The sequence below is a fragment of the Bradyrhizobium sp. 1 genome (assembly GCF_023073315.1).
In the GTDB taxonomy this organism is placed as follows: Bacteria; Pseudomonadota; Alphaproteobacteria; order Rhizobiales; family Xanthobacteraceae; genus Bradyrhizobium.
In genome coordinates this window covers 724,663-732,107 of record NZ_JADPJH010000018.1, presented here as the reverse complement: position 1 = coordinate 732,107, position 7,445 = coordinate 724,663, and the positions used below count along the sequence as shown (strand labels likewise).

At 64.6% G+C, this 7,445-nt stretch carries 8 protein-coding genes; 6 read left to right on the top strand and 2 right to left on the bottom strand.

What is annotated here, in order from left to right:
- The 5 genes from IVB29_RS15920 to IVB29_RS15900 form a co-directional block, all read left to right on the top strand.
- On the top strand, positions 1–257 hold a 257-nt coding region (locus tag IVB29_RS15920; protein ID WP_247504298.1), incomplete at its 5' end, for a chemotaxis protein CheW.
- A 31-nt stretch (positions 258–288) separates the two neighbouring features.
- Complete coding sequence (locus IVB29_RS15915; protein ID WP_247504297.1) at positions 289–675, top strand: response regulator; 387 nt, start codon at positions 289–291, stop codon at positions 673–675.
- Between the two features lie 61 nt (positions 676–736).
- The gene (locus IVB29_RS15910; RefSeq protein ID WP_247504296.1) at positions 737–1,615 is read left to right on the top strand and encodes a protein-glutamate O-methyltransferase CheR; all 879 of its coding nucleotides are present in this window, start codon (positions 737–739) and stop codon (positions 1,613–1,615) included.
- Positions 1,616–1,617: 2 nt separating this feature from the next.
- A complete protein-coding gene (locus tag IVB29_RS15905) occupies positions 1,618–1,935 on the top strand; it encodes a hypothetical protein (RefSeq protein WP_008565131.1) in 318 nt (105 codons plus the stop codon).
- Positions 1,936–2,075: 140 nt separating this feature from the next.
- Entirely contained in the window at positions 2,076–2,579 is a 504-nt protein-coding gene (locus IVB29_RS15900; protein WP_247504295.1) for a response regulator, read from the top strand.
- Positions 2,580–2,633: 54 nt separating this feature from the next.
- On the opposite strand, the gene IVB29_RS15895 is transcribed toward IVB29_RS15900, so the two are convergent.
- Positions 2,634–2,939 (bottom strand): hypothetical protein, encoded by a 306-nt coding sequence (locus IVB29_RS15895; protein WP_247504294.1) that lies wholly within the window; start codon positions 2,937–2,939, stop codon positions 2,634–2,636.
- A gap of 149 nt (positions 2,940–3,088) precedes the next feature.
- Between IVB29_RS15895 and IVB29_RS15890 the strand changes: the two genes are divergently transcribed.
- A complete protein-coding gene (locus tag IVB29_RS15890; RefSeq protein ID WP_247504293.1) occupies positions 3,089–3,724 on the top strand; it encodes a response regulator in 636 nt (211 codons plus the stop codon).
- A 162-nt stretch (positions 3,725–3,886) separates the two neighbouring features.
- Here IVB29_RS15890 and IVB29_RS15885 read toward each other — a convergent pair whose 3' ends face one another.
- A complete protein-coding gene (locus IVB29_RS15885) occupies positions 3,887–7,393 on the bottom strand; it encodes a PAS domain S-box protein (protein WP_247504292.1) in 3,507 nt (1,168 codons plus the stop codon).
- Positions 7,394–7,445 lie beyond the last annotated feature (52 nt).

Sequence of the window (7,445 nt, the reverse complement as noted above, 5' to 3'; positions counted from 1 at the left end):
TGCCCAAGCCCGAGGACGGCAAGACCCCGATGGCGGTCGGCGTCGACTTCCGCGGCGAATCCTATGGCCTGCTGATCGACCAGATCGGCGAGGTGTTGCGGCTTCCCGACGACGGCATGGAAGAGAACCCCGTCAACCTCGACCCTCGCATGGCGAAACTCGCCGGCGGTGTCCACCGTCTCGACGGCCAGCTCATGGTCGTCCTCGACGTCGATCGCGTCCTCGAGCTCAAGACCGAAGTGCAGATGGCCGCGTGAGCCAACGAAACATCGAAGCCGGAGAACCAAAATGAAGACCTGTTTGGTGGTCGATGATTCCAGCGTCGTGCGAAAGATCGCGCGCCGGATCCTGGAAGGCCTGGAATTCCAAGTCACCGAGGCCGAGGACGGCTCCAAGGCGCTCGAGATCTGCCAGCATCAGCTCCCCGATGCGGTGCTGCTCGACTGGAATATGCCGGTCATGGACGGCTTCGAGTTCATGGGACACATGCGTCGCCTGCCCGGCGGCGAACAGCCGAAAGTGGTGTTCTGCACCACCGAGAACAACGTGGCTCATATCGCTCAGGCGCTCAGTGGCGGCGCCAACGAGTACATCATGAAGCCCTTCGACAAAGACATTATCGCCGACAAATTCGCTGAAGTTGGCTTGCTCCCGGTCGGACAAGCCATGGTCTGAGTGTGTCTGGCCTGCGTGCGTTGGCCAGAGTGTTCCCACTACAGCTTCCGAGAGGCTATCCGTGACCCCGACCGAGTACGAGTATCTGCGCAAGTTCCTGAAGGACAATTCCGGGCTCGACCTGTCCGCAGACAAGCAATATCTGATCGAAAGCCGCCTGCTGCCGCTGGCCCGCAAGGCCGGGATTTCCGGCATCGGCGAGCTCGTGCAGAAGCTTCAGGGCGGCTCGCGCGAGCTGATCACCAACGTGATCGAAGCCATGACCACGAACGAGACCTTCTTCTTCCGCGACAAGGTCCCGTTCGATCATTTCCGCGACCACATCATGCCTGAGGTCATCAAGGCGCGGGCCGGCCGCCGCAGCGTGCGGATCTGGTGCGCCGCCGGCTCGACCGGGCAGGAGCCCTATTCGCTGGCGATGAGCCTGAAGGAGATGGGCGCGGCTCTCACCGGCTGGCGTGTCGAGATCATCGCGACCGACCTGTCGCAAGAGGTGCTGGAGAAGGCCAAGGCCGGCATCTACAGCCAGTTCGAAGTGCAGCGCGGCCTGCCGATCCAGATGCTGATGAAATATTTCAAGCAGACTGGCGAGACCTGGCAGGTCAATCCCGAATTGCGGGCGATGATCCAGCACCGGCAGCTCAATTTGCTGCACGATTTCGCCTCGCTCGGCACGTTCGACGTGATCTTCTGCCGCAACGTGCTGATCTATTTCGACCAGGACACCAAGATCAACATCTTCAACCGCCTGGCGCGTCAGATCGAGCCCGACGGCTTCCTGGTGCTGGGTGCCGCCGAAACCGTGGTCGGATTGACCGACACGTTCAAGCCGATTCCGGAGCGTCGCGGCCTCTACAAGCCGAACGACCCGCGTGCGGCCGCAGCCAAGCCGGCTCTTGCCGGCGTGCCGCCGCGCGTGGCGGTGATGGCAGGGCGATAGACATGGCCGAAGATGGCAAGGGCGCGGAGCGCGTCACGTTCAGTCGCGGCTATGATGTCTGCATCATGGCCATCGACGGCACCTGGCGTCGCGACTGCAAGCTCAACGCCATCTCCGACACCGACGCCATCCTCACGGTGGAAGGCTCGATCCAGGGATTGAACCTGAAGGAGTTCTTCCTGCTGCTCTCGTCCACTGGCCTTGCCTACCGCCGCTGTGAGCTGGTGCGCGTCAACGGCGCCGAGATGGACATCCAGTTCCTGCGCGGCAAGAACAGGAAGAAGCGCGGCGCGGCCGGCGGCCGTGACGAAGCGGCCTGATCGCCGCGTGGCGCAGCCCGCGCTTTCCGCCACGTTGCTTTATATTTTCTGAAACATCTGAACCAATTTGCCGTAGCGGTTTTACGTCGCCTAAGCGCGGCCCGTGTATCCATTGCCGGTCTCAATCTCAGGATACGGTAATGCCCAGAAGCCCCCTCTCCCCCATCCCGTCAAACCTGCCCGACGTCGCCGAGCGGCGTGCGCTTCAGCTTCTGGTGGTCGACGACGATGCTACGCAGCGCAGCCTGATCACGGTCGCCGCCAGGCAGGCCGGCCACGAGGTCACCGTGGCGCCGTCGGTGGCGGAAGCCATCGACCAGCTCCGCGCCGCGCGCTTCGACTGCGTGACGCTCGATCTGGTGCTGGAGGATGGCGACGGCATCGACGTGTTGCGTGAGATGGCGGCGGCGAAATTCGCCGGCGCCGTGATCGTCATCAGCGGCATGGACGGCAAGCGCCGCAGCGCCGCCCGCAGCTTCGCCCGCTCGGTCGGGATCGAGCTCCAGAGCCTGCCGAAGCCGCTCGATCTGGCGGCCCTGCGCATCAGCCTCGCCAACCTCGGCAAGACCGCGATGGGGCTGCCGGCGATCCACACCTGGGGCGGTGTCGCCACCGACGCGATCGTGGAGCGGCACCGCACCTGACGCGCGGAGCTGCCATGCAATCGGCCGCAGCCGATCGGCTGCGCTGATTGCAGCCTACGCTGCGTTGCCAGATTCCGACAGTCGATGCAGGGCGTGGCCGAGCTCCGCCCGGCAGACATTGAGGGCGGCGCTCGCCGAGGCATAACGCGGCGTGACGTCGTCGAGCACGAAAATCTCGATGGAACCCGCGGTAGCGCTACCGCATGCAGGCTCGATCTCTTCCGGTTTCATCGCCGCGTCGATCAGACGCATACTGATATCGATGCGCGCGATCAGAGAGCGAAGTTCAGCCGCGATCAACTGACGGCTGTCCGATTCAGCCATCGCCGCGAGCGGGGGTATGCCGGCGTAATTTAACATGGATATTCTCCGTCCTCCGCAATAAGGCACCTCGTCGCTACTTGTGCGTTAAGTCCATGTCCCGTACAAATACGGGTGGGCCGAATCCGCGCCGAACGCCATAACGGTTTGCGCGGACGCGAGTCCGTAATGCCAACTGGATGTGGCACATGGCCGAGCAAAGCTCTCGCGGTGAAATCTTCGTAGTCGATGACGACCCCGCCGTTCGCGACACCCTGTCGATGGTGTTGAAAGCGGCGGGCTATGAGGTGATCTGTTTCGCGGACGGCGCAGCGCTGCTGTCGGTCGCGCGAAGCCGTACACCGGCTGCGGTCCTGCTCGACGTGCACATTCCCGGAAAGTCGGGCCTCGACATTCTGAACGAACTGCATGGCGAGGATTATCCGGCGCCGATCTTCATGATCTCCGGGCAAGGCGACATCGCGATGGCGGTGGGCGCCATCAAGAGCGGCGCGCTCGATTTCATCGAGAAGCCGTTCCGCGGCAGCGAGATCGTCGGCCGGCTGGACGAGGCGATCGGCGCCTATGCACGCAGGCAGTCGGAGAACGCCTCGCCGAAATTCGGCTCGCTGCATTTCCCCGGACGCGAGCCGTTGACGCGGCGTGAGCGCGAGGTGCTCGAGCAATTCGCCGCCGGTGCCTCCAACAAGGAAGCCGGCCGCACCCTCGGCATCAGCCCGCGTACCATCGAGGATCACCGCGCCAACATCATGAAGAAGCTCGGCGCACGCAATGCCGCCGACCTGATCCGGATCGTGATGACCGCGGCCCAGCGGGCGTCGTAAGGCGACTGGCCATTCTCTCTCGTGCCCCGGACGCAGCGCATCATGCAATGATGCGCTGCTGAGCCGGGGCCCATCTCTCCAGACAATCGCAAGAAGTTCTGGATCCCGGCTCTGCGCCGCAGCGTTGCACGCTGCGCCTTGTCCGGGACACGAGACGGCATGCTATGCCTGCAGCGCCTTGCGGATGATCCGCGCCAGATCCGACTTCCGATACGGCTTCGCCAGCAGCAGCACGCCTGAATCCAGCCGGCCGTGATGGATGATCGCGTTCTCGGTATAGCCCGACGTATAGACCACCCTGAGATCGGGGCGCGTCTTCATCAGCGCGTCGGCGAGCTGCCGTCCGTTCATCTTGCCGGGCATGATGACGTCGGTGAACAACAGGTCGAACGGCTTTCCGGTGGCGACGATTGCGATCGCCTCCGCGGCGTTCGCAGCCTGCAAGGTGACGTAGCCGAGCGAATGCAGCTGCGCCAGCACATACTCGCGCACCAGGCGGTCGTCCTCGACCACCAGGATCGTCTCGTGGCCGCCTTCGATCTGCGCCGGCGTGACGCCCTCGCTGACCGTCGTCGCGGTCTTGCCGGGCGGCAGATACATCTTGATCGTGGTGCCGTGACCTTCCTCGCTGTAGATCTTGATGTGTCCGGTGGACTGCTTGATGAAGCCGTAGACCATCGAGAGCCCGAGCCCGGTGCCCTTGCCCGGTCCCTTCGAGGTGAAGAAGGGGTCGAACACCCTGGCCAGCATGTTGGCGGGAATGCCGGTGCCGGTATCGCTCACGGCGATCAGCACGTAATGGCCGGGCGGAACGTCGTTGGCGCTGGCATAGATTTCGTCGAGATAGGCGGCGCCCGTCTCCACGATCAGCTTGCCGCCGCTGGGCATGGCGTCGCGGGCATTGAGCGCGAGGTTGAGGATAGCGGTGGTGAGCTGGTTGGGATCGACGATCGCAACGCAGTTCTCGTCCTCGAACACCGATTCGATCTGGATCTGCTCGCCCAATGTCGGCCGCAGCAGCTTTACGGTGTCGACGATCAGCGAGTTGATGTCGATCTCGCGCGGCTGGAGCGGCTGTTTGCGCGCGAATGCGAGCAGGTGCTGGGTCAGCTCGGCGCCGCGCCCGGCGGCCTCGTCGATCATCTTGGTGATCGCCACGAGCTCCGGCTCCCTGGCGACCGCGTCGGCCAGGATCTCGATGGTTCCCGTGATGACCGTGAGGATGTTGTTGAAATCGTGCGCCACGCCGCCGGTGAGCTGGCCGACTGCCTCCATCTTCTCGGCGTGGCGGATGCGCTCCTCGGACGCGATCTTGTCGGTGAGGTCGCGGTAGAACACGTTGAACAGAATACCCTCGCGGCGTCTCAGTGCCGTGACGCTCAGCTCGGCCTTGAACTCCTTGCCGTCGCGGCGGCAGACCATCAGCTCGCGGCGCCGATTGAGCGTCTGACCGTCTGCGGAATCGAGAAAGCGCGCGAGGCCGGCCTTGACCCGTTCGCGCTCGCTCGGGGCGATGGTGAGTTCGACCGAGTTCTTGCCCAGCGCTTCGTCGCGCCGCCATCCGAACAGCTCCTCGGCGCGTGAGCTCCATGCCAGGATCGTGCTGTGCTCGTCGGTCTGGACGAAGGCGTCGAGTGCGGTCTCGACGATATTGCGCGCGAGCAGCTCGCTTTCGCGCAAGGATTCTTCCGCCAGCCTGGCCTCGGTCATGTCGCGCCCGACGAAGAAGAAGCGGTTGGCCTGGTCGGACCAATTTCCGAGCCAGGATAGCCAGACCTCGCGCCCGTCCTTGTGGAAGCAGCGGGTGTCGGCGAGCTTCGGACTCTCGCCGCGCCGGAGCGCGCGCATCTCCTCGCGCGATTGATCGAGATGCGCGGGGTGGATGAAATCGACGCCGCTGCGGCCGATCATCTCGTCCCGCGGGTAGCCGAGAATGGCCTCGCAGCTCGGGCTGATCTGCACGATATGGCCTCGCGAATCCATGATCATGATCAGGTCCTGCGAGGTGTCGAAAAGTTGCCGCCGCTCCTCGATCTGCTGCTGGAGCGCCCGCTCGGCGCGCCGCGCCTCGGTGAGGCTGCTCGCGCTCCCGGAGACGCCGATGACCTCGCCCGAGGGCCCCCTGATCGGCGAGAGGCTGAGCGAGATTTCGACCGGCGTGCCGTCCTTGCGCAGGCGCACCGTCTCGAACCGTTCGATCGGCTCGCCCCGGGCGATCCGCGCCAAATAGTCCTTGCCCTGCTCGCGGCGGTCGGGCGGGACAATGATCGAGGTCGATTTTCCGATCGCCTCGTTCGCCGGATAGCCATAGAGGCGCTCAGCGGCGGGATTCCAGCCCGTAATGATGGCATCGAGCGACTGCATCACGATTGCGTCGTCGGATGATTCGACGGCGGAGCTGAACAAGCGCTCGCGCGCCGCATGGTGGCTTCGTGCGGCCTCGGTGCGGCGATGCTCCCGGACCTCGCGCTCGAGGGCGGCCGTTTTCGCCCGCGTCTCCTCGACCATCTGGGCAAAAGCCCGCGCCAGCACGCCCGTCTCGCCGCTTGCATCGACGGGGATGTCAGCTGGCCGTCCGCTGCCGATCGCCTCCACCGCCGCGGTCAGCCGCCCGATCGGGCGCGTCAGGGAGCGCGCCAGGAGCACCGCGAGTGCAGCCGCGGCGAGGACGGCAAGCACGCCGACGAGCAAGGACGTCTTTTGAATGGCGGCCGGCACGCGGCCGAAGACGGACGGGGGAACGATCACGATGATTGCGACCCATTCCTCGCCCGCAAGCAGTGTCGGTGCGATCGCCGCACCGCTGGGCCGGCCCGATCGATCGGTCATGAGGTGCGTGGATAGGACCGACGTGCCGGCCAAGCCGGAAAAAAACGGAAAATCGCTGCGCCAGTTGGCGGGCTGACCATGCAGTGAGCCGAATTCTCGCGCGCGATCGGGATGGACCAGATAGTCGCCGTGCGAATTCACGAGGTAAATCTCTCCTCCTGAGTTCGTCGACGAGCGGATGCGGTCGAGTGCCGGACGCATGTCGATGTTGGCGATGATGATACCGAAAGGCTTGCCGTCCGGGGTGAACAGCGGCGTCGCCACCCGCAGAGTGGGAGCGTGCAGGTCCGTGGTCCCCCCCTGGTGGGTCGCAAGATCGATGGGTGACACGTAAATCTCGCCCGGCGCCAGTCGGATCGTCTTTTGAAAATAGGTTCGCTCGCCCTTGCGCTCCAGTTCGCTGTTGGGGATGATCCGTGCTGCCCCGTTCGGGCCGGAGCGATCGACGCGGACCAGTTCGCGCTGGTCGTCGTCAAGACCGATGATTCGAAATTGCCCGTAGCTGGGTTTGGCCTCGATCTCGGCCGCGAGCCGCGTCGCGATGCGCTCGCGCCAGGTTTGCTCCGACACGCCGTCGAGAGCATCAGTTCCTCCGCCGACGTGAGCGCGGATCAGACCGTTGATTGCCGCGGCGGAGCGATAGCCGATCAGATCGCCGCGAACGCCGGCAACGTAGGATTCAAGATTGGTCGCCAGCAGGCGTGACTGGGCTTCGACCCGCTCCAGGACCCGCGGAATGACGGCTTGCGTGATGTTGCGATAGCCCAGCCAACCGACCGCGGCCACGGTCACCGCGACCAGCAGGATCATTGCGATGGCCAGCCGGGTTGCAAGGGTCATGTCGGCCTTCGCGCCGCGTCGAGAATGGTCCCGAATGTTCCGCTACACTGCA

Coding starts and splice junctions, on each gene's coding strand:
- IVB29_RS15895 (WP_247504294.1), bottom strand. CDS start 2,939: ATGTTAAATTACGCCGGCATACCCCCGCTCGCGGCGATGGCTGAATCG.
- IVB29_RS15915 (WP_247504297.1), top strand. CDS start 289: ATGAAGACCTGTTTGGTGGTCGATGATTCCAGCGTCGTGCGAAAGATC.
- IVB29_RS15900 (WP_247504295.1), top strand. CDS start 2,076: ATGCCCAGAAGCCCCCTCTCCCCCATCCCGTCAAACCTGCCCGACGTC.
- IVB29_RS15890 (WP_247504293.1), top strand. CDS start 3,089: ATGGCCGAGCAAAGCTCTCGCGGTGAAATCTTCGTAGTCGATGACGAC.
- IVB29_RS15885 (WP_247504292.1), bottom strand. CDS start 7,393: ATGACCCTTGCAACCCGGCTGGCCATCGCAATGATCCTGCTGGTCGCG.
- IVB29_RS15905 (WP_008565131.1), top strand. CDS start 1,618: ATGGCCGAAGATGGCAAGGGCGCGGAGCGCGTCACGTTCAGTCGCGGC.